The organism is Acinetobacter junii CIP 64.5, assembly GCF_000368765.1.
Classification (GTDB): domain Bacteria; phylum Pseudomonadota; class Gammaproteobacteria; order Pseudomonadales; family Moraxellaceae; genus Acinetobacter; species Acinetobacter junii.
Map to the genome: position 1 here is coordinate 267,325 of NZ_KB849654.1, position 24,765 is coordinate 292,089.

A 24,765-nucleotide genomic window follows, 5' to 3' on the forward strand; every position below is an offset into this window, starting at 1 on the left:
TAATACTTGATGACGGCTAAACTACCCATATGGAACTTTAGCCGTTCCTCATCCTATATGCGGAAATAATGATTATGAACTTCCAACAACTCAGAATTATTCGAGAAACAGTTCGTCAAAACTTTAATTTAACTGAAGCTTCAGCGGCACTTTATACCTCCCAATCTGGTGTCAGTAAACATATTAAAGATTTAGAAGATGAATTAGGCGTACAACTTTTTGTGCGTAAAGGTAAACGATTGCTTGGTCTCACTGAACCAGGACAGTCCTTATTGAGTATTGTCGAGCGCATGTTAGTTGATGCTGATAATATCAAACGCCTTGCTGACGATTTCAATAAAGTTGATGAAGGTACTTTAACGATTGCAACAACACACACCCAAGCTCGTTATGTATTACCTCCAATTGTGAATCAATTTAAGAAGCTTTTTCCTAAAGTGCATTTGGTTTTACAACAAGCAAGTCCTGTTGAAATCGCTGAAATGCTACTTCAAGGTGAAGCTGATATTGGAATTGCGACAGAATCTCTCACCACAGAGGAAAACTTAGCAAGCGTGCCTTACTATGAATGGCACCACAGTATTATTACGCCTAAAGACCACCCTTTGACTAAGTTAGATAAAATTAGTTTAGATGTCTTAGCCGAATATCCATTGATTACATATCATGGCGGCTTTACTGGACGCTCTAAAATCGATAAGGCATTTGAAGATGCTCATATACATGCCGATATCGTGATGTCCGCCTTAGATGCCGACGTCATTAAAACCTATGTTGAACTCAATATGGGAGTGGGTATTGTCAATGATGTCGCTTATGACACAGACAAAGATTATCGCTTAGAACAATTAAAAACTGATGTTTTTGGAGTGAATACAACTTGGATTGCTGTGCGTAAAGGACATCTTTTACGTGGCTATGGTTATGAATTTATTTCTTTATGTTCTCCAAAAACAAACATCAAAGAACTTAAAAAAGTGGCTTATCCCGAAGAATAAATCAAACAAAATGAATGACTTTACTACTATTAGCCATTTATTTTTACCTAAAATATGAGCATAAAAAACGAGCTCAAAGCTCGTTTTTTATGCAGAGTTGGGGGATTAGAACTTAAAGCTCACACCCACTTTAGCCACTGGCATCCACTCATACTTACTTTTGTTTTCAATATTACGTTGCTCTTTTTCAACAGCACTTTCTAATGTATTACCATTGCTACCAATGATTTGATCATCACCAGATGTTTTTAAGCTAACTGTTGGATTGCCTGTATAATAAGCACCTACCTCACCAAATAAACCAATATTTTTATATACTGGTGCATTTAAACCAAAGCCTAAATATGGTGAGATATTATTATCGTAGTTCATCGTACCATCAATTTTGGCGCTTTGAGTAGAAGTTGTAGTGAATCGTTCACCATTCACTTTTACTAAACTATTGCTACCAACATTTTTAGTCAAACCATATTCATTATCCAAGTAAGCAACACCAGCAGCTACATAAAGTGAACGAGCGAACGCATTTTGACTCGCACCCCATGGATAAAGTTCAGCATTTAAATATGTGTTGTTATTCTCCATATCCATATCATATTTGGTACCGTCAATTTTCAAATTGTCAGACCATGAAATATCGCCACCATTGTAACCAAGGCTTAAACCTACATATGGATTAACACGATAAGAAATTGCACCACCATAACCTGTAGTACCCACTTCAGCACGAACTGAAACTGGATCTAAGTATGAAGGAAACGTAGAACCTGATTCCTTCACAACTTGTTCATCTGCTGCTAAAGCAGAACCTGCAATCGCTGTTAATGCACCTGCAGCTAAAATAACGCGCAAAGCTTTCATTGAAGTCTCCTCAAAAAATACTTTTATCTAAGGTATAGTTGTTACTGTAATAAAATCTTAAAAGAATGATTGATATCTTTTTATACAGAAACTGATTACTTTTTGTTATTTTTTGATACAAATTCAGAATAATTGTATATTTCAAAATAATGGATAAAAAACAATTAAATCCGAATTTATTACAATTTTATTGCTTAATTTTAAAACACTTTATTGTAACGACTTTTTTCAAAGCTTCTTGGTTCAATTTAGTGTAAAATCTTCAAAATTTTTTTGGATGAAGGAAGATCATGTCTCAGCTTTCTACGATCATTGAGCAAGCATTTGAAGACCGTGCAAATTATTCAGCTACGGACTGCCCTACAGAAATTCGTCAAGCCGTTGAAGAAGCATTAACTGGTTTAGACAACGGTACACTTCGCGTGGCTGAAAAGATTGATGGTGAGTGGGTTGTTCACCAATGGTTAAAAAAAGCAGTTTTACTTTCTTTTAAACTCAATGACAACCAGCCTATTGAAGCTTGTGATCTACAGTTTTATGACAAAGTTGCAACTAAATACTCTGGTTGGACTGAAGAGCAATTTAAAGCAGCAGGTGTACGCGTAGTTCCTCCAGCTGTTGCTCGCCGTGGTAGCTTCCAAGCTAAAAATGTGATCTTGATGCCATCTTATGTCAACATCGGTGCATATGTTGATGAAGGCACAATGGTTGATACTTGGGCAACTGTTGGTTCATGTGCGCAAATTGGTAAAAATGTACATTTATCTGGTGGTGTAGGTATTGGCGGTGTATTAGAGCCATTACAAGCAAACCCAACGATCATTGAAGACAACTGCTTCATCGGCGCACGTTCTGAAATTGTAGAAGGCGTAATTGTTGGTGAAGGCTCTGTAATCTCTATGGGCGTATTCATCGGTCAATCGACTAAGATCTACGATCGTGAAACTGGCGAAATTCACTATGGTCGCGTACCTGCTGGTTCAGTTGTAGTTGCGGGAAGCCTTCCTTCTAAATGTGGAACTTATAGCCTTTACGCAGCAATCATCGTGAAAAAAGTTGATGCTAAAACACGTGCTAAAACAAGTTTAAATGATTTATTACGTGCTGACTAAGATGTAATACCACGGAGCTTATACTGCTCCTCGTCTCTACGATTATCACTGATCGTAGAGATTTTTGTTTTTTAATAGCTTGCTGATTTTGTGGTAACTCTTTATGACTTCCTTACGTTCTTCTGCAATTCCTGTCTCTGATCCTGCTGCTGGTTTGCGTATCACTGAGATTTTTTATTCTTTGCAAGGCGAAGCGAATACATTTGGCTTACCCACTGTCTTCATTCGTTTAACTGGTTGCCCTCTTCGTTGCAGCTATTGTGATACCACGTACTCTTTTGAAGGTGGCGAGCGTCAATCACTTGAACATATCATTGAAACAGCAAGCCAGTTTAAAACACCTTATATATGTGTCACTGGTGGCGAACCACTTGCACAACCGAATTGTCTTGTATTACTTCAACGCTTGTGTGATCTCGGTTTTGACGTTTCGCTTGAGACAAGCGGAGCTTTAGATGTTTCTAAAGTTGATCCACGTGTTTCGAAAGTATTAGATCTAAAGACACCAACGTCTAATGAAGATCATCGTAATTTACTTACCAATCTCGACTATCTGACACAGCATGATCAGATTAAATTTGTGATCTGTAATCGTGCCGACTATGAATGGTCTAAACAACAACTGGAAAATTTCCAGTTGCAAGATAAAGTCAGTACAGTATGGTTCTCTCCTGCTTTCGCGGTAGAAAAAGGTGCTGTTGCCCTGCCTGCTCTTGCACGTGATTTAGCTCAGTGGATTTTAGATGACCATCTCCCTGTTCGCTTCCAATTACAGTTACATAAGCTGTTATGGAATGATGAATCTGGTCGCTAATGATCTTGTGACTGTCTCAAATGAGGCAAATCATCTACGAATAATTTTAGGTTGAATAATGGAAAATAATATGCGTTCTCGTGCCATCGTATTATTGTCTGGCGGTTTAGACTCGACAACATGTCTCGCTTGGGCACAAGCAAACTATGACTGTATCGCTTTAAGTTTTATGTATGGTCAGCGCTCTACAACTGAGCTTGATGCAGCTAAGGCACTTGCACAACGAGCAGGTGTTGAACATCGTGTAATTAATATCGATTTGGGTAATTTAGGCGGTTCCGCGCTTACAGATCATAACATTGATGTACCTGAACAATTACAAGAAGGTATTCCTGTAACTTATGTTCCAGCACGTAACACAATTTTTCTATCCTATGCTCTTGCAGCAGCCGAGGTATTTGACGCTGAAGCCATTGTTATTGGTGTAAATGCTGTTGATTATTCAGGATATCCAGATTGTCGCCCAGAATTTATTGACGCTTTTGCCAATCTTGCAAGACTTGCAACAAAAGCTGGTGTTGAAGGAAAACCTCTTAAAATTGAAACACCTCTGTTACATTTATCCAAAGCGAATATTATACGCTTAGGCATCGAACATGGCGTAGACTATAGCCAAACGGTATCCTGCTATCAGGCAGATGCTCAAGGACGTGCATGTGGCAAATGCGACAGTTGTCGTTTACGTCAGCAAGGTTTTATCGAAGCAGGTGTCGCGGATCCTACGCGCTATGCGGAATAAACGATATAAGGTAAAAATTAGGTACATTATATGAAGTTTTCTAAATCAAATATTATTCTTTCAACAATGATGTCAGCTGCGGCTCTCTTTGCTACAGCATCTCATGCAGCTGATAATCCATTACAAGCAGCATATAAAAGTACCAATGTAAAATCTGCATTAGTCAACGTATGTAAAGATCAAACAGCTAAAGGTGGAAAACTAACTTCTGCTGAAGTAAGTAAATTCTGTAGTTGCCAAATTGATGCACAAGGTAAAGTAACTGAAGCACAAAAATGGGAAATTCAAAGCGCAATTAATGCAAAGAAAAGCCCTAGTTCTTTAGCGTTTGTCCAACAGCAAAATAAAGATTTACAAGCTTGCTTAGGCGCCCCTTTAGTATCTAAGTTAGAAAAATTAACTGAAGAAGCAATGAAAGCTGCTCAGCAACAAGCTCCTAAAAAGTAAGCTTGTATTGTTCAGATTAAAGCCTGCATTTATGCAGGCTTTTTTTAGTTCTGTTAATATTTGAATCACCTAAAGAAATTGACTAAATTCATGCACGATCAATGGAAAACCAATGCTGAAAATCGACGATCAATTGTTTCATTCAGTGGAGGCAAAGATAGCTCTCTCGCCTTGTACCATGCTATGCATAAAGGGACGGTGTTAGGCTTAATTGTGATGTTAGAGGAACAAGGACAACGATCACGTTCGCACGCAATGCCCCTAGATATCATTCGTGCTCAAGCTGATGCGATAGGTTTACCTGTTTATATGACTTCATCGAGTTGGTCTGATTATGAAAGTAAGTTTATTGATTTACTTCATCAGGCTAAAGCTCATGGAGCTGAAGTACTCGTTACTGGCGATCTCGACATGCCACAGCATGGTTGCTGGCACGATAAAGTCACTCAACAGGTTGGGCTCAAGTTAGGCATGCCACTTTGGTTAAGACCACACAAACAAGTCGTTGAGGAATTTATTTCACTTAGTTTTCACAGTGTTATTGTTACCGTCAATCTCAAATTGGGGATGCGCGTTGAAGACTTAGGTAAAACACTTAATTTGGAATATATCCAAGAACTGGAAGATCGCGGTATTGATCCATGTGGCGAAAGTGGTGAATTTCACACCACAGTGATCAATGGTCCCATTTTTAACAAAGCAATTCCTATACGCCATGGTGAAATTGTTTATCATGAAGAATATGCATTTTTACCACTTGAACTAGATCAACCATAACCTTTATTGAAGGATGAGACATGTCTGAGAATATTCAATTACCTGATCAAAGCTTCCCGACAACTGAAGGTGAACTTAACCTGACACAAATCGAAAGTGAATGGTTAGTTTTATATTTTTACCCTAAAGATTCCACACCTGGCTGTACAACTCAGGCGATCGGTTTTTCATGTTTAAAAGATCAGTTTGCAGCTTTAAACTGTCAAATTATTGGTGTCTCACGTGATTCTGTTAAATCTCACCAGAACTTCACTGAAAAGCAATCACTTAATTTCAATTTGATTAGTGATCGACAAGAAATCTTATGTAAACATTTTGATGTCATTAAAGAAAAAAATATGTATGGCAAACAAGTCATGGGCATCGAACGTTCAACCTTTATTTTTCACAATAAGCAATTGGTGAAAAGCTATCGTAAAGTTAAAGCTGCAGGACATGCTGAACAAGTATTGGAAGATTTAAAAGTTTTACAATCTGCTTAATTTGCTTGCCTTCAAAAAAGCGAGTTTATACTCGCTTTTTTACAGTTAAATTGTAGCCCTAAACTAAAATAACGTATCATTAAACGATTAAAATAACGAACCTAAATCTTAAAAAATGAAATCGATCCAAGTTTTAATTTTATTTCCGTTGTTTATTTCTGGATGCAGTATCAGCACCCCAACACATTCACAAGAAAATTCTACTTCAATCTCTCAAGTTCAGAAATTATCAACCGAAATACGCTGTGAAGACTTACAAAACCCAGCTTATCAACAAACCATCTTGCAGTCGATTAACGACATTCGGCAACAAGCGCGTCAATGTGGACAACGACATTTTTCAGCAACATCACCCTTAGTATGGAATGAACATTTGGCTAGAAGTGCTTATGCTCATGCCATAGATATGGCTCAATATAATTTTTTAGGGCATCGTAGTCAGGGCGGTTTAGACCTCAAAGCTCGCTTGAAACTTTATCAGTTTAAAGGACGCGGCGGCGGTGAGAATGTTGCACGTGGGCAGAAAAACTTGAATGAAGTATTAACGACTTGGCTAAACAGCCCCATGCATTGTGCCAATATAATGAATCCTAAATTTACAGACTATGCCGTGGCATGTACCTTTGACTCCACTGAAAAACAAAAGCCATACTGGGCACAACAATTCGGAATTCGTTAACAGGAAATACCTATGCAAAATGGCTCGATCATTCCTATTTTTCGTGTCTTTGACATTAAATTAGCACAATCATTTTCATAAAAATAACTCCATACAAGATATGGGAATCATCTTATTGTTTACTTTTATATGCTTAAATAGCTTACAACTCAAATCATTTTTTACATGGTGTAATGAATGAATCACCCTCTAAAACGGATGATGTTTAGTAGCGTCGAATTGTTTTGCTTAGTAGCAGAATATGAAAGCTTTTCTAAGGCAGCCTTACATGCAGGTGTGAGTCCAGCAGCGGTCAGTCGCTCCATTGCTCGATTAGAGAAGCATTTAGCGACTCCATTGTTTGTAAGAACGACTCGACAAGTCCGTTTAACTACACAAGGGAAAATCTATTTTGATGAATGTAAACAAGCGCTGAATCAAATTTTAGAAGCAGAACAACAACTAAAAAATCAAACACAGCAACCCTCTGGTTTAATTCGTATCAGTGTTCCGACACCTTATGGACACTATCGCATCCTCCCGTTATTAGCAAAGTTTTCACAGCAATATCCAAGCATCCAAGTAGATGTTCAACTAACCAATAAAAATGTGGACTTTATAGCAGAAGGATATGATCTGGCGATTCGTGGACGACAATTTGCTGATTCAAATTTGATTGCACGGCAACTAGAACAGGCTGAACTGATTGTAGTGGCATCGCCTGAGTATTTAAAACAATTCGGAACACCGCAAAGCCTTGAAGATTTACAGCATCATCAATGTATTCAGTTTGTTCTTCCCAGTACAGGGAAAAACGTTCCATGGCTATTTAACTCGAATCAACAGTTGATTGAGTATCAAAGTGCAGGAAATATTCGTTGCTTAGATGATATTTTAGGTACGGTAACACTGGCAAAACATAGCGCTGGTTTATTACAAACCTATCGTTTCATTGTAGAAAAAGAGCTTAAGAATGGAGATTTGATTGAAGTACTTAGCGAATTTTCAGGCACTTCACGCCCATTTTCTTTACTTTATCCATCAAAAAAATACGAATCTTTCCATATTCGTGTTTTCATCGATTTTCTGCTTAAAGAACTAAAATCTTAAAAACATTCATCCAAATTACTTTTATCACCCGCAAGATATTTACGCTGCAATTCCGCATAGACTTTTGTATTTTTAAATTCAGTCAGAAATTCAATCGTGCCTTTAGGGAAAAATTCAGTTTGAATCTCACCTCGATAATAGGCTTCTCGCATAGGCGTAGCTGAAATAGAATCCTTTAAACTATCCAACTCAACCATTTCCCATTCTGGGAATAAAGCTAAATAATATGAAGATTCATCTTTGAAATGACCAATCAAACCTACTTTTGCATTTGGCTGAACCACTTGATTGACCAATGTTTTGACTTGTTTAACCCATTTTTCATCGTTATACACATCAACCACATGCACGAAATGAATCCGCTTCTGATCATCTTCTGAAAAGTTAGACAGAATCATTTGCTCACGTTCATGGGCTAAAAATGGATTTTTGATATTCCGTTCTGATTGTGCTGAACCTAATGCCAATATAACGTTCTGACTTTGCTGTAACGCAATTTCAATGGTTTGTAGATGTGCCAAATGAAAAGGCTGAAAGCGTCCAATAAAAACAAGATAGTCAAATGTGTACATAGGCGTAATTTCACTTTTTGTGAACTCATCAGTTGCACTATGTAACGCAAATATGCGACATAATGAGAGCACTTTAAAAATCAATCTGGATTAAAGCAAGGATAGTACGATGACACTTAGCTGTATTCAACAACCTCATCAACATTTGCAAGCAAATTTAGAAGATGGCGTACTCACCTTAGCCATTAACCGTTCAGAAGCCAAAAATGCACTTTACGGTGAACTTTATCTTTGGATTGCAAAAGCATTAGATGAAGCTGATACAAATAAAGATGTACGTGTTGTGATTTTCCGTGGTGCAGAACAAGATTTTACTGCGGGTAATGATATGAAAGACTTCATGGGCTTTATGCAAAAGCCATATGAAGGCAAAGCGGGTGATCAACCTCCATTTGTATTATTAAAAGCCGCGGCTCGTTTTTCTAAGCCACTTATTATCGCAGTGAAAGGTGTTGCAATTGGTATTGGTGTAACAATCTTATTGCATGCTGACATCGTATTTGCAGACAATACTGCCCTATTCCAAATTCCATTCGTAAGTTTAGGTCTTTCTCCTGAAGGTGCTGCGAGCCGTTTATTGGTCAAACAAGCAGGCTATCAGAAAGCGGCTGAATTATTATTCACAGCGAAGAAGTTTGATGCAGCAACAGCAGTAAAAGCAAATCTTGTAAATGACGTTGTTGAAGATGCCTATGCAACCGCTCAACAAACCGCTCAACATTTAGCAGCATTACCTTTAGCATCTCTAAAACAAAGTAAAGCGCTAATGAAAAAAGACTTAGCTGAAATTATTGCTTGCGTCGACGAAGAAGCTGAAATCTTTATGCAGCGTGTACGCTCACCTGAAATGATGGAAGCTGTACAAGCATTTATGCAAAAACGTAAGCCTGACTTCTCACAGTTCAATTAATACATTTCACTGTTTTTATACAAACCATTTAGTCAAGACTGGGTGGTTTTTTTATTTAACGTCCCAATATTAACAACAAACTTATAGGAACATTTATTCTCATGTCTGAGCAAAATCAAACCGAAAAAAAACGCTACTACGAACCTGCCCCTCAAGATATTGATGTTGCCAATTTCCGGAAAGTCATTGAAAGCCGTCGTTCAGTACGTAAGTTCACGGATAAACCGATTCCAAGTGAGATTTTAGATGAATGTTTAGATTTGGCACTGCTTGCACCCAACTCATCAAACTTACAGCCTTGGACATTCTATGTGGTGCAAAATCCAAGCAAGAAAAAACAACTGGTTAAAGCGTGTTTAGGACAACTTGCTGCTAAAACTGCATCCGAATTAATTGTATGTGTCGCTAGAACAGATCGTGTTGATGAGATGGCAAAACTAAATATCACCGAGTTTCCATTTCCCGAAGCACCACCAGCGGTTCAAAAGTATTACCGCTTTATTCCCTACAACTATAAAACAGGTTATTTCAATGCCTTAGGTAACTTCAAAAAAGTTGCATTTAAAGTAGCCCGTACACTTGATAAACAACTTCCTGTGACTGCATTTAACCCTGCCGATGCCAAATTATGGGCAACTAAAACCACAGCTTTAGCCTGTGAAAACCTTGTATTGGCTTTACGCGCTTATGGTTTTGATAGTTGTATGATGGAAGGTTTTGATGAACCTTTGGTTCGTAAAATTTTAAAGCTAAATGATCAACAATATCCTGTGATGGTGATTGGTGCAGGTGAACGGGCTACAGATGGTGTGTTCTTCCCGCAATATCGTTTTGATCGTAATTTATTTATTCAAAAAGTATAATTATTCAATATCTAATATTTGCATAAACTCAAAGGCAGGCTCTTCATAAGGATGGCTTGCCTTTAATGCTTTTGCCACAACACTGGCTTTTTCTTCAGGCACAATAGTTTCTATACGCCATTCCTCAAGCTGCTCTAGTTCGTCTAATTGCCCTAAAAACGGATTTGCACCTTTAACAGGCTTAAACTGCCCTATTCCTTTCACTTGCCAAGCACAATGCTCATAATTGCCAATACCACCTGCACCAGCTTCAAAGATAGCTTTTTTGGTTAATTCAAGGTGTGATTCAGGTACATAATAAATAAGTTTTAGCATATTCTTAATGATGTTGAACTCTTGCTGATCATCAATCATAAGCTTAAAAACAATGAAATATCAAAGCGAAATATTCATAACGAGGTAACTAACAACTATGAATACAACTTGGATAGCAACCGTTAAGCCAAACCAAAACCAACCTTTATCTTTGCTATGGATTGTTCTCATGTGATTTGCATTTTTCATCATGTTGTTCTCCGATTCTTATGATCATTATTGAGAATGCAAAAATTGAACCATTTTAAATAATATAGGACTTACGCACTATTATTTATAGATTCTCTGTGGTAGCAGATGATTTTTATCGAGAATAAAGTCATCAATGAAGTTTTTGATCATTGGTCTAAATAATTTCTTCTGCCAACGATATATATTTTCAAAGATCCGCTCAAACTGGTTCTTTTGTATCTCAACGTAGGCCATCAAGGCTGAAAAAATATGATTCAAAATCAGTTTAGATCGTCTTACTTGAAACTTTTCAATATGACAAACCTGTTTAATCACCCGGTGATATTGCTCTATTTTCCAATGACTTGAATGTAATTCATGAAAACCCTCAAAGGACAATAAATCATCTTCATCTTGATGCACAATATAAAACCTCTGCTGTTCTTTTAACTGAGTCTTAAATAATTGTACAAAGCCAAAATCTTTGAGCCAGACTACTTGACCCTGATGGAAATCTGGCAATAAACGCAGTTGAAACCATTGTCCTTTTTCTGGGGAAACCTTACGGTTACAGTCGATACCAAACATAAATCGAATACCATATTTTCTTATGGTTTTTAAATTTCCAGTCGATGAATACCAACTATCACCTGTAATAAATTGAATCTTTGCACCCCAACTGAGTACTTCACTTAACATATCCATAAAGTAATCATTCTTGGTTTTACTTTCAGATTTGTCATAAATTCGGAAATTAATTGGAATATTTTGACCATTTTGATCTGTCGCATACAAGGTAATGAGATTAATACCCTTGACGGATCGGTGGTGTTTGCCTGACCAAAAATAACTAACTAAGTCCATATGTTGACTATATGGTTTATCTAAAACAGTATCATCAATACTGACTATAAGTTTGTTATTATTAATATGTTGAATTGATTCTTGATATAGGTCGTGAGGTGTGTAATCTTCACGCTCTAGAAAGCGATTTACACTATCATGCGAGATATTATAAGTCTCGGCAAGTTGTGTGCAGCTAATAGAGTTCGGTTCTGTCATGAGAAAGCCCATATAAATGGGTAGAGTACAAGTTGCTGTAGAAGCATGTTTAATTCGTCTGATCACAGATACTTTATAAAGTATTTTAGTACTTTTTTGAATCCGTCAATGCGTAAGTCCTATAATATTAATTAAACTAGTTATGATGATAAAATAACCAATTCCAACTCAAAATGCTATAGGTCATCAAAATGGGATAACTTCCAAGCAAACTCTTTTTCTACAACAAGAAAAACAACAAACACATCAGAACTCACCTTTAATTTTTACTGTAGATGATGTGTTCTCAGATCAAGAATGTCTTTCATTCATCGAACTTAGTAATCAATATCATTATGAAACAGCAGATATATTCCTAAACTCAGCTCGTCAAGTTCTTACCAATGTCAGAAATAATAAACGAGTGATTTATGATGATATTCAGCTTGCCGAAACACTATTTTCCAAACTTAAACATTTACTGCCTGAACAATTGAATGGCTGGATATTAAGTGGCTTAAATGAACGTTTCCGTTTTTATCGTTATGAAAATGGTGAAACGTTTAAGCCACATTGGGATGGAATTTATGAAGTAAACGATTGGCACAGTAGCAAACTGACTTTATTGATCTACCTCAGCGAAGATTTTACGGGTGGAGAAACAATTTTTTACCGTGATAGTGGTATGCTGAAACCATGTAAGGAAACTCAAATCGCGAGTGTTCAACCCAAACTTGGGCAGATATTAGTATTTGAGCATCAACAGTTACATGAGGGAGCACCTGTGCTTTCAGGTCAGAAATACGTACTACGTACCGATGTAATGTATAAACATCCGATGCTCTTAAAACATCAGGATTCTTAAATCCAATAAGCTGATCTAAATAAAAGCCATTTCATAATGGCTTTTATCTCAACGAATCAAAATACCTATATTTATTGTTTTCTTCAAACCAGCTTATTTTTTATTGCATGCCATCACCTTTTTATTTGTTAAATATCGCTTCTCATATATTGTCATCGCAAAAGCTAAACCACATAAAATCACAAAACCACTGGTCATTGGAACTAATGTCCCGTTATATAACTGTCCAATAATCGAAGCCAGAATTAAAGACAATACAGAAGATGATGCACCAATAATCGCTGAAGCCATTCTTGCGACATGCCCCATCGGCTCCATAGCAATTGCATTTAAATTACCAAATAAAGTTCCAAACAATAAAAATAGAATGCATGCATACAACATAAACATCCAAAAAGAAATCTGAACGCCAACAAGCTGAATAATCAGGAATATCAAAGAAATTAAACATAAACCCAAAAAACCATAAATACAGATTGGACGCATACCAAACTTCATTACGATTTTAGAGTTAGTAAATGAAGCAATCCCCATCACACCTGCTAACACAGCAAAATAAGCACTAAACTCTGCGCCTGTTTTACCAAATTGCTGCATAAAAATTTGTTGTGAAGTTCCTAAATAACCAATAAACCCACCAAAACAAAAGCCAGCACACAACAGATAACTCATCGTGGTTTTATTACTCACCACTTCCTTAAAGCCATCTTTAAATGCTTGTATACGCATAGGTAACCGATTTTCTGGAACTAAGGTTTCTTCTAAACGTAAAGCAACCCATAATCCAACGATGGTTGCGTAAACCATATATAAGACAAAAATATCTCGCCATCCAAAGAAATGAATAATCAATTGCCCTAAACTTGGTGCAACAGCTGGAGCAACCATAAATACCATCATGATCAAAGACATGATACGTGCCATTTGGGCACCACTATATTTGTCTCTCACAATGGAAATAGAAGCTACATAAGGGCCAGACACCCCTATTCCTTGAATAAATCGCCCAACTAAAAACCATTCAAAACTTTGTGTGGAATAACACAACAAGCTTCCTAGAAAGTAAATGAGAATGCCTGTAAATAAAATCCGTTTGCGTCCAATCGCATCCGACAATGGACCTGCAATCAATTGCCCCAAAGTCATACCAGAGAAAATCGTAATGATGACCCACTGTGCCTGATTATCATTTTGTAAAATAAAAACTTTTCCGATTTCACCTAAAGCAGGTAATACCGCATCAATCGAAAAAGAAACGATCGACATTAATAATGCCATCAACAGAGCAAATTCGTGGAAATGGATTTTTGATTTCATTTGTTATTCTCCATCAATATTCATTTTTATACTTGAATGAAATAAGCCACCTTACGGTGGCTTATTTTTTATTTCATATTAACCAATGAACTTACGTGCATTGCGGAACATACGCAACCAAGCACCATCTTCAGCCCAATCTTCAGGCTTCCAAGAATGTTGTAAAGCACGGAAGTTACGCTCTGGGTGTGGCATCATTACTGTTGCACGACCATCTTTAGAAGTTTGTCCTGTAATCGCCTCAGGTGAACCATTCGGGTTCAATGGATAGTGCTGAGTTGGATTACCCAAACTATCTACATAACGCAAGATGACTTGGTTCTCTGCATTTAAAGTGGCAAGTTGTTGTTCTGTCGCAACTAAACGACCTTCACCATGCGCAACTGCGATTGGTAAAATCGAACCTTGCATATCTTCAAGCAACACAGAAACAGATTTCTCTACACGAACATTCACTGCACGCGCTTCAAATACTTCTGACATGTTACGGTGGAAACGTCCCCAATGCTCTGCACCAGGAATCAGCGGAGCAAGTTGTGACATCATTTGACAGCCGTTACATACGCCTAAGCTGAATGTATTTTCACGATGGAAGAATTGTTCGAACTGATCACGTAGTTTCGCATTGAACAATACTGATTTCGCCCAGCCACCACCAGCACCCATCACGTCACCGTATGAGAAGCCGCCACATGCCACTAAACCTTCAAAGTCGCTTAAGCTCACACGGCCTGCAAGTAAATCACTCATGTGTACGTCGATAGTATTGAAGCCTACTTTGTCAAAGGCTGCCGCCATTTCCACATGACCATTTACACCTTGCTCACGCAAAATTGCCATATTTGGACGACGTGTATTGATAAACGGCGCTTCAACTGGCTCATTTAAGTCATATGTTGGTTGTGCAATTAAACCTTTGTGGTTCTTATCTGCAATTAAAGCAAATTCTTGATCAGCTGTTTCAACGTTGTCACGTAAACGTTGGATCTGATGTGAAACTTCAGCCCAAGCTTGTTGTAATTCAGCACGCTCAAGCGTTAAACCATTTACAACCAATTGATCAGTTGTATTCACACGACCAACAACAGCAATTGTATCTTTCAAGCTAGATGCTGCAACTTCAACTTCTAACTGCGCCCAATCAGCAGCCGTAATTTGAAGTACTGCACCAATTTCTTCAGCAAATAAGCTTTCAGTTGATTGATTTTCTAGAGCAACACCTAAACGCGATGCGAACATCATTTCAGCAACAGTCGCCAATAGACCACCATCACCAATGTCATGGTAAGCTTTGATCACGCCACGATTGTTCCAGTCTTGAATCAAGGCAAAGAATGCTTTGAAGTCATCAAAACTATCAACATCAGGGGTAACAGAACCGATTGCTTTATATACTTGCGCAAGGATCGAACCACCTAAACGGAATTGACCTTTAGATAAATCGATACGTACAAGTACTGAGTCTGCTAAGTTCTTCAGTTCAGGTGTTAATGTTTTACGTACATCTAAAACAGGTGCAAACGCAGTGATTACGCCTGTCATTGGAGAAGTTACGGCTTTATCTTCACCATCATTCCAAGTGGTACGCATTGAAAGTGAGTCTTTACCGACAGGAATAGCGATACCCAATGCAGGACACATTTCCATACCAATCGCTTTCACACCTTCAAACAAGGCTTGATCTTCACCTTTTTGACCCGCCGCAGCCATCCAGTTGGCAGAAAGCTTGATATCGCTGATTTGTTCGATGTTGGCACAGGCAATATTGGTAATTGCTTCCGCAACCGCTAAACGTGCAGATGCAGCAGGATTTAACAAAGCAACTGGTGGGCGCTCACCCATCGCCATAGCTTCACCTGTAAAGCCTTGCAAGCTTGTCGTCGTTACTGCTGCATCTGCAACAGGAACCTGCCAACGGCCAACCATTTGATCACGGGCAACCATACCTGTAATCGAGCGGTCACCAATTGTGATCAGGAATGATTTAGACGCAACTGTTGGATTCTTCAATACGCGGAAAATCGCATCTTTCAAATCAACTTTTGATGCATCAAAGTCGTTACCTTTACGTTCAATCGTTTCATATGAACGTTGCATACGTGGTGTACCACCCAACATGACTTGCATTGGGATATCGACTGCATTGTTTTCAAATAACGGATCTTCAACAGTCAGATGACGTGCTTCAGTCGCTTCACCAAGTACTGCAAACGGACAACGCTCACGTGCACAAATTTCTTCAAACTGTTCTAAAGATTCTGGACGAATCGCTAACACATAACGTTCTTGCGCTTCATTTGACCAGATTTCCATCGGGCTCATGCCTGGCTCTAAAGATGGAATCTTACGCAGGTTCAATACAGCACCTAACTCGTGATCATTCACTAGTTCAGGCATCGCATTGGATAGACCACCCGCACCCACGTCATGTATAGACACGATTGGGTTAAAGTCTTCTAAGCGCCAGCATGTATCAATGACTTCTTGGCAACGGCGTTCCATTTCTGGGTTTTCACGTTGTACTGAAGCAAAGTCTAAGCTCTCACCCATAGTACCGCTGTCTACAGATGATGCAGCACCACCACCAAGACCGATTAACATGGCAGGACCACCCAATACAATGAGCAAGTCACCTGGTTGAATCGCATCTTTTTCAACGTGGTCAGGACGAATGTTACCGTAACCACCAGCGATCATAATTGGTTTATGGAAGCCTTTAACTTCACCATTCACATTCTGTTCGAAGGTACGGAAATAACCATTTAATGCAGGACGACCAAACTCGTTGTTAAACGCCGCACCACCCAATGGACCTTCAATCATGATTTGTAATGGCGATGCCATACGTGAAGGCTTACCGTAGTTTTCTTCCCAAGGCTGTTCGAAACCAGGGATATTCAAGTTAGAAACCGTAAAGCCTGTTAAACCTGCTTTTGGTTTACCACCACGACCTGTTGCACCTTCATCACGGATTTCACCGCCTGAACCAGTTGCAGCACCAGCAAATGGAGAAATTGCTGTTGGGTGGTTATGCGTTTCAACCTTCATTAAAATATGAGCGGCTTGGCTCTTATATTTATAAACAAAGTGACCATTTTCATCCGCTTTTGGATAAAAACGCATCGTGTCATAACCCACGATCACAGAGGCATTGTCTTTATACGCCGACAATACATCTGTTGGAGATTCTTTATAGGTATTCTTAATCATTTGGAACAATGATAATGGTTGTTTTTCACCATCAATTGTCCATTCAGAACCAAAGATTTTATGACGACAGTGTTCAGAGTTCGCCTGAGCAAACATCATTAACTCGATGTCATTTGGATTACGACCCAGCTTAGTAAATGCTTCGGTTAAGTAATCAATTTCTTGCTCAGATAAAGCAAAGCCGAACTCATTATTCGCTTTAACTAATGCTTCTTTACCTTGGCTCAAAATATCAATTGAGTTCAATGGCTTCGGTGCTGTTTCTGAAAATAAAGCTTTTGCATCATCAATTTGAGCAAAAACACTCTCTGTCATACGGTCATGTAATGCCAATTTCACTTCATTCGAAATCTCTTTCACACCTTTCAGTGTAAACAGCAGACCACGCTCTAAACGGTGAATTGGAGTATTACAGTTTTGGAAAATATCGGTTGCTTTAGATGACCACGGCGAAATTGTCCCTACTCGCGGTGTGACTAAAATCTGGATTTCATCACTTGCAGCTTGGCGAAGTTCGAAAGATTGACCATCGTTTAAAAGTTGTAATGCCGATTGATGCTGCTGCTCGTTGAGCGCTTGATCAAACAAATAAACCCACTGGCTGTCAAAAGATTGAACAGAACTCATTGACGCTAAACGGTTTAAGAGTTGAGCTTTCTTAAAAGAAGAATGTGCTGATGCACCGGCCACGATAAACATGTTGACTTTGGCTCCACGGGCGGGTCTAACCAACCTACCACAATGTGACTTATGAGAGAGCGCATATTCTACTGTGAAAGCCTTCTTTCAGCTAGACATATCCATCTTAAAAATCAGAGTTTTCTATCCCAAATCACTTAATTTCTTATCGCTTTATGGGTTTAGTATATTCGTAACAATTCGTTTAGTTTGTTCTGATGTACGCATTTCCCATCTCTCATTTTCACGACCTCTTTATTCCAATAGTATAAAAACCAATACTATCAATAGAAAAATCAGAGTGCTTTACACTTACATGACAACTTATGTCGCACTACTCTAGTGCTTTAATCTTTTTTTTGGCATGATGAATTAAAGTCAGTTTGAATAATGATAAATGGAACAAATGCGTTGGTTGGAATTGCTCTCTGCAATTCGCTTAGGTAGTAAAAAAAGTAGCACCGAATTGGCTAGAAGCCCGTTTCATAAAGATTACGATAGAATTATATTTTCCCAAAGTTTTCGACAACTGAATAGAAAAACTCAAGTTCACCCATTGACTCAGCACGATGGTATTCATACTCGATTGACTCATTCACTCGAAGTATCTTGTATTGGTCGCTCGCTTGGTATGCTCGCCGCAGAAAAGATCAAAGATGAATTACCTATGTGGATTTCACCTGCTGATGTCGGTGCGATTATTCAAGCGGCATGTTTAGCTCACGATATTGGCAATCCCCCTTTTGGTCATGCAGGTGAATATGCGATACGTGAATGGTTTGATGATGCCTCACATCGTGACTTTCTGACCAAACTCACTCCCGAAGAAGAAGCAGACGTTCGTCAATTTGAAGGTAATGCGCAAGGTCTTCGTTTACTGAGTCGTATTGACTACCATCCTGATGATGGTGGTATGCGTCTGACCTGCGCAACACTGGGTGCCTATTTAAAATATCCTTGGTTATCAAAAACCATCGACCAACAAGGCGATACCCCATCCCATCAAAGAGCAAAATTTGGTTGCTATCAATCAGAAAAGGAAATCTTAAAACAGCTTGCTGAACAGCTTGGTTTAATTAAACTGGGTGAATATCACTATTGTCGTCACCCTCTAACTTATTTATTAGAAGCTGCTGATGATATTTGTTATGCACTGATTGATTTAGAAGATGGCATCATTCTTAATATGTTGAGTTATGAAGAAGTTGAACCTATCTTCCTCAACTTGATCGCAGATTTTGGTCTTCCTGAAGAGCTGCATTTACCGCATACCACTTGGCAACAAAAAATTGCAGCCTTGCGTGGTCGTGTAATGAAACGATTAGTCGATGAAGTCACGACGGCTTTTGCAAAACACCACTATGAAATCATCACAGGTCAACTCAAAGGTAGCCTTTTACAATATTGCTCACCTGATATTGAAGCAGGGATTCAAACTGCGAAAAATCTTGCACGTGATCGTATTTTTGAACATCCTCAAAAATCCGGTTTAGAAATTATTGCGCATCAAAGCTTACAGACTATTTTAGATGCTTTTGTGCCTTTGACCATGCCGCATAAAACATTAAGCTTTAAAGAACAACGTTTGATGTCGATTTTGCAACATTCAGGCGCAAATTTTCAAAACAACCATTACAATAATATTATGCAAGTCTTAGATATTATTAGTAAGTTCTCAGACCATCAGGCTTATAGCTTGGCGCAAGAGCTACAAGGGAATAAAGTTGGCTTCTTTTAAAAGAATATGCAAACTCTATTTTCTTAAATGACTTTGGTTTAAATCTTTTCAAATAAATAGTGAAAAATTTTCTATGATCGGATGTTTAATTGGCGAAGTGTTTGCCTTAGAAGCCCCTACTGTATTACTTAATGTAAATGGGGTTGGTTATGAAATCGATACACCGCTTTCAACATTTTGCCAATTACAAAAAGGACAAAAAGTAACGTTATGGACGCATTTAGTCGTTCGTGAAGATGCTCAACAATTATATGGCTTCAGTGAAGCACAAGAAAAAATTATTTTCCGCACCCTACTCAAAGTAAACGGTGTAGGACCAAAAATGGCATTAGGGATTTTATCTACGTTAAGTGTTGAATTATTAATTCACACCATTGAACACGATGATATCAATACACTGATTAAAGTGCCTGGGGTTGGTAAAAAAACGGCTGAACGTTTAATGATTGAATTACGTGATCGTTTCAAAGCACTTTCACAGTCAGCGAAAAGCACTTCACAAACAACCACCTCTCAAATTCAATTCATGTCAAACTCACCTGTTGCTGAGGCTGAGGCTGCTTTACAATCGCTTGGCTATAAACCTATTGAAGCACAAAAAGCTGTGGCAGCTGTCAAGGCTGACTATACAGAATCTGCCGATATTATCCGCGCAGCTCTTAAATCGATGATGAAGTAATATTATGCAAGATCGCCTCATTAGTGGAATTGAAAAACCTGAAGATCATTTTGATCGTGCAATTCGTCCGACATCACTTGCTGACTATATTGGTCAGCCCGTGGTTCGCGAGCAAATGGAAATTTTCATTGGTGCTGCTCGTGGGCGTGGTGAAGCACTGGATCATACGCTAATTTTTGGACCCCCAGGTTTAGGTAAAACCACGCTCGCCAACATTATTGCTCGCGAAATGGGTGGAAATCTAAAGTCTACGTCTGGTCCTGTATTAGAGCGGGCTGGTGATTTAGCTGCAATGCTGACCAACTTAGAAGAAGGTGATGTTTTATTCATTGATGAAATCCATCGTCTTTCGCCAGTGATTGAAGAAATCCTATATCCAGCGATGGAAGATTATCAACTGGATATCATGATTGGTGAGGGTCCAGCAGCTCGCTCTATTAAACTAGATTTACCACCATTTACATTAGTCGCAGCAACAACACGTGCAGGTCTACTCACTTCACCACTACGTGATCGTTTTGGAATTGTGCAACGTCTGGAGTTTTACTCTGTTGAAGATCTTACGCATATTGTAACGCGTTCAGCAAACCTCATGGATGTTCCAATTACTAGAGAAGGTTCAACTGAAATTGCAAGACGTGCCCGAGGTACTCCACGTATCGCCAATCGACTATTACGCCGTGTACGCGATTACGCTCAAGTGAAAGGCACAGGTGAAGTAACTCAAGAAATGGCTCAACGTGCTCTAGACATGCTAAATGTCGATAAAGCAGGTTTAGATACTTTAGATCGTCGTTATATCAGTATGTTGCTTGAACGATTTGAAGGCAGACCTACTGGTGTTGAAGCATTAGCAGCCGCAATGGCTGAAGATAGCGGAACACTAGAGGATGTTATTGAACCTTACTTAATCCAACAAGGTTATGTTATGCGCACTGCTCGCGGGCGTATAGCAACGAATATGGCTTATTTGCAATTTGGTATGACCCCACCTGAATAATATCAATTTCCTTTAATAAAATACTTTCTATAGTGAAGTAATTAAAATAATATACAGATTATTCTACTTACTTCATTATTTTATTAAGGGTTAAAATGAAAAATAAATTTTTCACAACAATATTTTATAGCAGCATAATATTACTAACAGCTTGTGGGGATGGAAGTGATGGTAGTAGTAATGGAACATCCATCCAAAGTAAAGAAAAAAATAGACTACACCAAAGCAGAATCTATTGAGTCGATTTATGAACCAATCATTAGTTTATCTCAAGAGAATGACAATATTGCATTGATTGGCACTGAGTTTGCAGAAATATTTATTATGGCATTTATGCTGGTAATAACTTTAAATGTTCTAAAGGCTCATTTACAAAAAATAGCGATAAGAGTATTACATTTAACAACTGTGAATTTGATGACTCATTAAAAAATGAACTCGGCGATATTGTCCAACTACGAATTTATGCCATTTCTGGATCGGTAAATAGCAAAGAAGTATTATCGACAGATTCTGTACGCTACGAAACCTCATTAAAGAACTTCAAAATCATTCCACCAAGTGATTCGAGTATTACTTTCAATGGTAACTTTGTCAGTAAATACACCCGATCATCTACTCAATATCAAATCAAAGAAATGGTACTAAGTGTATTTGATGATGAAACCAAAAAAACACAACAGTTGATGATTAATAATTATCAACTCAATGTGAATAATCTTATGCTTACTGCACTAGGAAATATTCAAGGTACTCTTGAAAGTAAATTTTTCTCAGTCAATTTCAAAAGTGATGTCAGATTTGAAAATGATACAGATAAAATAGCTTTCTATCCTAATTTTGCTGAAATTATGATTGAAGACACTAACAATATAAAAAATACAATTAAGATTTCAAACACGAGCAATTACAAGGCTTTAATCAGTGCATATGCAGATGGCATAACAGTAACAGGATTCCCTAAAACAGTTGAATGGGATGAACTCAATTGACTTTAAATAATTGTCTTTTCGATCAAGCCCTACATGTTAGGGCTTTTTTTATGCGCATCAAGAATATGTTATTTATTACTATTTCCTTAGTCTCATCGAGAACATATCATTCCTTCATCGCTCCCAGTACGAAACCAATAGGTAAAAGAAATGGCAAATCATTTTGAATTCAACATTCGCGTTTATATTGAAGATACAGATGCAGGCGGTATCGTCTATCATGCTAATCATATCCGCTATATGGAGCGTACTCGAACAGAATGGCTAAGAGCAGCTGGCGTTGATCATTATTGGCACCAAGAGGATTACAACTTTGTGGTTCACCAAATTCAGGTGAAATATGTACGTCCAATATTAATGGATGATTTAATTACCGTTACAGCACGTGTTATTTCGTGTAAAGCCGCATCTTTTGTGTTGCAACAAAATATTTATCGTGGTGAAATCTTGCTGGCTTCAGGTGAGGTTACGTTGGCATGTTTGAATAAAGACATGATGCCACGTCGACTTCCTGACGAAATTCGTGATCTGATTCAAAAAGAATTAGCACAGGACTAAAAATAAACTTTCGGCACTTAACTTATGGCAACAAATTTAGAATCTTCTCTGCATATCTCTGACCTGATTTTACAAGCAAGCCCTGTCGTACAATTGGTGATGCTGATCTTATTACTCGCTTCTATTTATAGCTGGTATTTGATTGCAAAATTGCATATGGGTTTCAAAAAAGCAGAACAAGATGACGAGCATTTTCAAAAAATGTTTTGGTCAGGTGCCGAATTAAATACGCTGTATAACAATGCCCAATTGAACTCAAAGCGTCGTGGTCTCGAAGATATTTTCTATCAGGGCTTAGGTGAGTTTTTAAAATTACAGAAGCGCAAAGCTGATACTACACAAACGATTGAAGGTACAGAGCGTATTCTTCGTGTAGGTTTAAGTAGAGATCAAGGTGGCTTAGAAGTTGGTCTTGGATCTTTAGCTAGTATCGGCTCAGTTGCTCCTTATATCGGTTTGTTCGGAACTGTTTGGGGGATTATGAACGCATTCATCGGTTTAGCAGCAGTTGATCAAGTTACATTAGCTACGGTTGCACCAGGTATTGCCGAAGCACTAATCGCAACTGCTATCGGTTTATTTGCAGCAATTCCTGCTGTACTTGCGTTTAACCATTTTACCGCTAAAGGCGAAAGTATCTATTCTGACCGCGCCCTATTTGCTGAGGAAATGATTGCACTTCTACAACGTCAATCAATTGGAACGACACAGGAAGATGCATAATGGCAATTCAGCGATCTGGACGTTTCGAGCGCATCAAAAAACCACTTAAAAGTGACATGAATGTCGTCCCTTATATTGATGTAATGTTAGTGTTATTGGTCATTTTCATGGTAACTGCACCGATGATTACCAGTGGTATAAAAGTTGATTTACCACAAGCCAATAATCATCCAATTGAATCTAAAGATATGCCAGCGATGGTGACGATTGGTAAAGATGGCAATATTTATTTGCAGTATGAAGATTACAAAGACAGTGAACCACTAACGCTCGAACAACTTGAAACTGTTTTAGCGAAGGCACAACAACAAGCCGAGCAAGATAATAAACAACTCACTGTTCTCGTGAATGGTGAAAAATCACGCCCTTATGGTGAAGTTGTATCACTGATGGCAAGCCTACAAGAAGCAGGTTTAACACAAGTGGGTTTACTGACAGAGCCTTTAAAATAAGTTATGAAAAATATTCACGAGCCACCATTTAAGCAAAACGCTATCGCACTTGGCTTCACATTTGGAGTTCATGCGATTGCTATTGTAGGCTTACTCTTTTTAGGTTTAAGTAAATCGCCTGAACCTCCTAAGAAACTGACGACTGTCTTAGTAAAACCTGAAGACTTTCAACCACCCTTAGCTAAAGAGGTTGAACAGGAAACAACAGCTGAAAACCAAGCTAATGAGATATTAAGTCCAATTGTTGATAATACTCAACCTGAAAATATTCCTGTTACGCCTCCAACACCTACCGCTCAACAACTTGCTTCTGAGAAGCAGAAACAAGAGCAAGCACAGCAGGCGAAATTAGCTGAACAAAAACGTAAGAGTGAAGAAGCTGCTAAAGAACAAAAACGTCAAATTGATGAGATAGCTAAAGCCAAAGCTATACAGGAAAAACGTCAAGCTGAGCAAGATGCAAAAGCTGAGGAACAAAAACAACGTGCTGAAGAAAAACGTCAGGCTGAAGCAGTTGCAAAAAAAGCTGAACAAGAAGCTCAACGTAAAGCAGATTTGGCTGCTAAAACCAAAGCTGATAATGCAGCTAAGTTAAAAGCAGAACAAGATGCTAAACGTAAAGCGGATGCCGTCGCCAAAGCAAAAGCGGAGGCAGATGCTAAACGTAAAGCCGAAGCAGATGC

Annotated in this window: 26 protein-coding genes and 1 pseudogene; 20 read left to right on the forward strand and 7 right to left on the reverse strand. The window is 38.3% G+C overall.

The window, feature by feature from the left end:
• Positions 1–74 precede the first annotated feature (74 nt).
• On the forward strand, positions 75–998 hold the full coding sequence (locus F948_RS02795; RefSeq protein ID WP_004959761.1) for a CysB family HTH-type transcriptional regulator: 924 nt from the start codon (positions 75–77) through the stop codon (positions 996–998).
• Positions 999–1,103: 105 nt separating this feature from the next.
• Here the strand turns inward: F948_RS02795 and carO are convergent, their stop codons facing one another.
• Positions 1,104–1,859 (reverse strand): ornithine uptake porin CarO type 5, encoded by a 756-nt coding sequence (carO, locus tag F948_RS02800; RefSeq protein WP_004959764.1) that lies wholly within the window; start codon positions 1,857–1,859, stop codon positions 1,104–1,106.
• Positions 1,860–2,149: 290 nt separating this feature from the next.
• On the opposite strand from carO, the gene dapD reads away from it, so the two are divergent.
• From dapD to F948_RS02840, 8 genes are all read left to right on the forward strand, one after another.
• Positions 2,150–2,971 (forward strand): 2,3,4,5-tetrahydropyridine-2,6-dicarboxylate N-succinyltransferase, encoded by an 822-nt coding sequence (gene dapD, locus F948_RS02805; protein ID WP_004913502.1) that lies wholly within the window; start codon positions 2,150–2,152, stop codon positions 2,969–2,971.
• Between the two features lie 103 nt (positions 2,972–3,074).
• A complete protein-coding gene (queE, locus tag F948_RS02810; RefSeq protein WP_004913505.1) occupies positions 3,075–3,785 on the forward strand; it encodes a 7-carboxy-7-deazaguanine synthase QueE in 711 nt (236 codons plus the stop codon).
• A gap of 70 nt (positions 3,786–3,855) precedes the next feature.
• Positions 3,856–4,524: a 7-cyano-7-deazaguanine synthase QueC gene (gene queC / locus F948_RS02815; protein WP_017397575.1), complete on the forward strand. Its 669-nt coding sequence runs from the start codon at positions 3,856–3,858 to the stop codon at positions 4,522–4,524.
• A gap of 30 nt (positions 4,525–4,554) precedes the next feature.
• Positions 4,555–4,971, forward strand: a complete 417-nt coding sequence (locus tag F948_RS02820; RefSeq protein ID WP_004913510.1) for a hypothetical protein — start codon at positions 4,555–4,557, stop codon at positions 4,969–4,971.
• A 90-nt stretch (positions 4,972–5,061) separates the two neighbouring features.
• The gene (locus tag F948_RS02825) at positions 5,062–5,748 is read left to right on the forward strand and encodes a Dph6-related ATP pyrophosphatase (protein ID WP_004959770.1); all 687 of its coding nucleotides are present in this window, start codon (positions 5,062–5,064) and stop codon (positions 5,746–5,748) included.
• 20 nt (positions 5,749–5,768) lie between these two features.
• Positions 5,769–6,230 carry a peroxiredoxin gene (locus tag F948_RS02830; RefSeq protein WP_004913517.1) on the forward strand — a complete coding sequence of 154 codons (462 nt, stop codon included), beginning with the start codon at positions 5,769–5,771 and terminating at the stop codon, positions 6,228–6,230.
• Positions 6,231–6,345: 115 nt separating this feature from the next.
• Complete coding sequence (locus F948_RS02835) at positions 6,346–6,909, forward strand: CAP domain-containing protein (RefSeq protein ID WP_004959771.1); 564 nt, start codon at positions 6,346–6,348, stop codon at positions 6,907–6,909.
• Between the two features lie 177 nt (positions 6,910–7,086).
• Positions 7,087–7,998, forward strand: coding sequence for a LysR family transcriptional regulator (locus F948_RS02840; protein ID WP_004959775.1), 912 nt, complete (start codon positions 7,087–7,089; stop codon positions 7,996–7,998).
• On the opposite strand, the gene F948_RS02845 is transcribed toward F948_RS02840, so the two are convergent.
• Positions 7,995–8,570, reverse strand: a complete 576-nt coding sequence (locus F948_RS02845; protein WP_004959777.1) for a nicotinate-nicotinamide nucleotide adenylyltransferase — start codon at positions 8,568–8,570, stop codon at positions 7,995–7,997. The two genes, F948_RS02840 and F948_RS02845, sit on opposite strands and share 4 nt — an antisense overlap.
• A gap of 109 nt (positions 8,571–8,679) precedes the next feature.
• Here F948_RS02845 and F948_RS02850 point away from each other — a divergent pair, with 109 nt between their 5' ends.
• Complete coding sequence (locus F948_RS02850; RefSeq protein ID WP_004757674.1) at positions 8,680–9,480, forward strand: enoyl-CoA hydratase-related protein; 801 nt, start codon at positions 8,680–8,682, stop codon at positions 9,478–9,480.
• A gap of 101 nt (positions 9,481–9,581) precedes the next feature.
• The gene (locus F948_RS02855) at positions 9,582–10,343 is read left to right on the forward strand and encodes a nitroreductase family protein (RefSeq protein WP_004959784.1); all 762 of its coding nucleotides are present in this window, start codon (positions 9,582–9,584) and stop codon (positions 10,341–10,343) included.
• Here the strand turns inward: F948_RS02855 and F948_RS02860 are convergent, their stop codons facing one another.
• The 3 genes from F948_RS02860 to F948_RS02865 all read right to left on the reverse strand — a co-directional run bounded on the left by F948_RS02860 (position 10,344) and on the right by F948_RS02865 (position 11,957).
• Positions 10,344–10,658, reverse strand: a complete 315-nt coding sequence (locus F948_RS02860) for a YqfO family protein (RefSeq protein WP_026057439.1) — start codon at positions 10,656–10,658, stop codon at positions 10,344–10,346.
• Positions 10,659–10,718: 60 nt separating this feature from the next.
• Positions 10,719–10,850, reverse strand: coding sequence for a KGW motif small protein (locus F948_RS16775; protein ID WP_004959789.1), 132 nt, complete (start codon positions 10,848–10,850; stop codon positions 10,719–10,721).
• 78 nt (positions 10,851–10,928) lie between these two features.
• Complete coding sequence (locus F948_RS02865) at positions 10,929–11,957, reverse strand: IS701 family transposase (protein ID WP_080632267.1); 1,029 nt, start codon at positions 11,955–11,957, stop codon at positions 10,929–10,931.
• Between the two features lie 214 nt (positions 11,958–12,171).
• On the opposite strand from F948_RS02865, the gene F948_RS02870 reads away from it, so the two are divergent.
• The gene (locus F948_RS02870; RefSeq protein WP_004959794.1) at positions 12,172–12,735 is read left to right on the forward strand and encodes a prolyl hydroxylase family protein; all 564 of its coding nucleotides are present in this window, start codon (positions 12,172–12,174) and stop codon (positions 12,733–12,735) included.
• Positions 12,736–12,828: 93 nt separating this feature from the next.
• On the opposite strand, the gene F948_RS02875 is transcribed toward F948_RS02870, so the two are convergent.
• Positions 12,829–14,052, reverse strand: a complete 1,224-nt coding sequence (locus F948_RS02875; RefSeq protein WP_004959797.1) for a multidrug effflux MFS transporter — start codon at positions 14,050–14,052, stop codon at positions 12,829–12,831.
• 78 nt (positions 14,053–14,130) lie between these two features.
• On the reverse strand, positions 14,131–17,961 hold the full coding sequence (gene purL, locus F948_RS02880) for a phosphoribosylformylglycinamidine synthase (protein ID WP_004959798.1): 3,831 nt from the start codon (positions 17,959–17,961) through the stop codon (positions 14,131–14,133).
• A 376-nt stretch (positions 17,962–18,337) separates the two neighbouring features.
• Between purL and F948_RS02885 the strand changes: the two genes are divergently transcribed.
• From F948_RS02885 to tolA, 8 genes and pseudogenes are all read left to right on the forward strand, one after another.
• On the forward strand, positions 18,338–19,678 hold the full coding sequence (locus F948_RS02885; RefSeq protein ID WP_004913557.1) for a deoxyguanosinetriphosphate triphosphohydrolase: 1,341 nt from the start codon (positions 18,338–18,340) through the stop codon (positions 19,676–19,678).
• A gap of 73 nt (positions 19,679–19,751) precedes the next feature.
• Positions 19,752–20,357, forward strand: a complete 606-nt coding sequence (gene ruvA / locus F948_RS02890; RefSeq protein WP_004959802.1) for a Holliday junction branch migration protein RuvA — start codon at positions 19,752–19,754, stop codon at positions 20,355–20,357.
• Between the two features lie 4 nt (positions 20,358–20,361).
• Positions 20,362–21,357 carry a Holliday junction branch migration DNA helicase RuvB gene (gene ruvB / locus F948_RS02895; protein ID WP_004952988.1) on the forward strand — a complete coding sequence of 332 codons (996 nt, stop codon included), beginning with the start codon at positions 20,362–20,364 and terminating at the stop codon, positions 21,355–21,357.
• A 95-nt stretch (positions 21,358–21,452) separates the two neighbouring features.
• A pseudogene (locus F948_RS15885) lies at positions 21,453–22,349 on the forward strand (hypothetical protein).
• A 150-nt stretch (positions 22,350–22,499) separates the two neighbouring features.
• The gene (gene ybgC, locus F948_RS02910; RefSeq protein WP_004913566.1) at positions 22,500–22,907 is read left to right on the forward strand and encodes a tol-pal system-associated acyl-CoA thioesterase; all 408 of its coding nucleotides are present in this window, start codon (positions 22,500–22,502) and stop codon (positions 22,905–22,907) included.
• A 24-nt stretch (positions 22,908–22,931) separates the two neighbouring features.
• The gene (gene tolQ / locus F948_RS02915) at positions 22,932–23,630 is read left to right on the forward strand and encodes a protein TolQ (RefSeq protein WP_004913568.1); all 699 of its coding nucleotides are present in this window, start codon (positions 22,932–22,934) and stop codon (positions 23,628–23,630) included.
• On the forward strand, positions 23,630–24,082 hold the full coding sequence (tolR, locus tag F948_RS02920) for a protein TolR (protein WP_004913571.1): 453 nt from the start codon (positions 23,630–23,632) through the stop codon (positions 24,080–24,082). Before tolQ ends, tolR begins: the two co-directional genes overlap by 1 nt.
• Positions 24,083–24,085: 3 nt before the next feature.
• On the forward strand, positions 24,086–24,765 hold a 680-nt coding region (gene tolA, locus F948_RS02925), incomplete at its 3' end, for a cell envelope integrity protein TolA (RefSeq protein ID WP_004959811.1).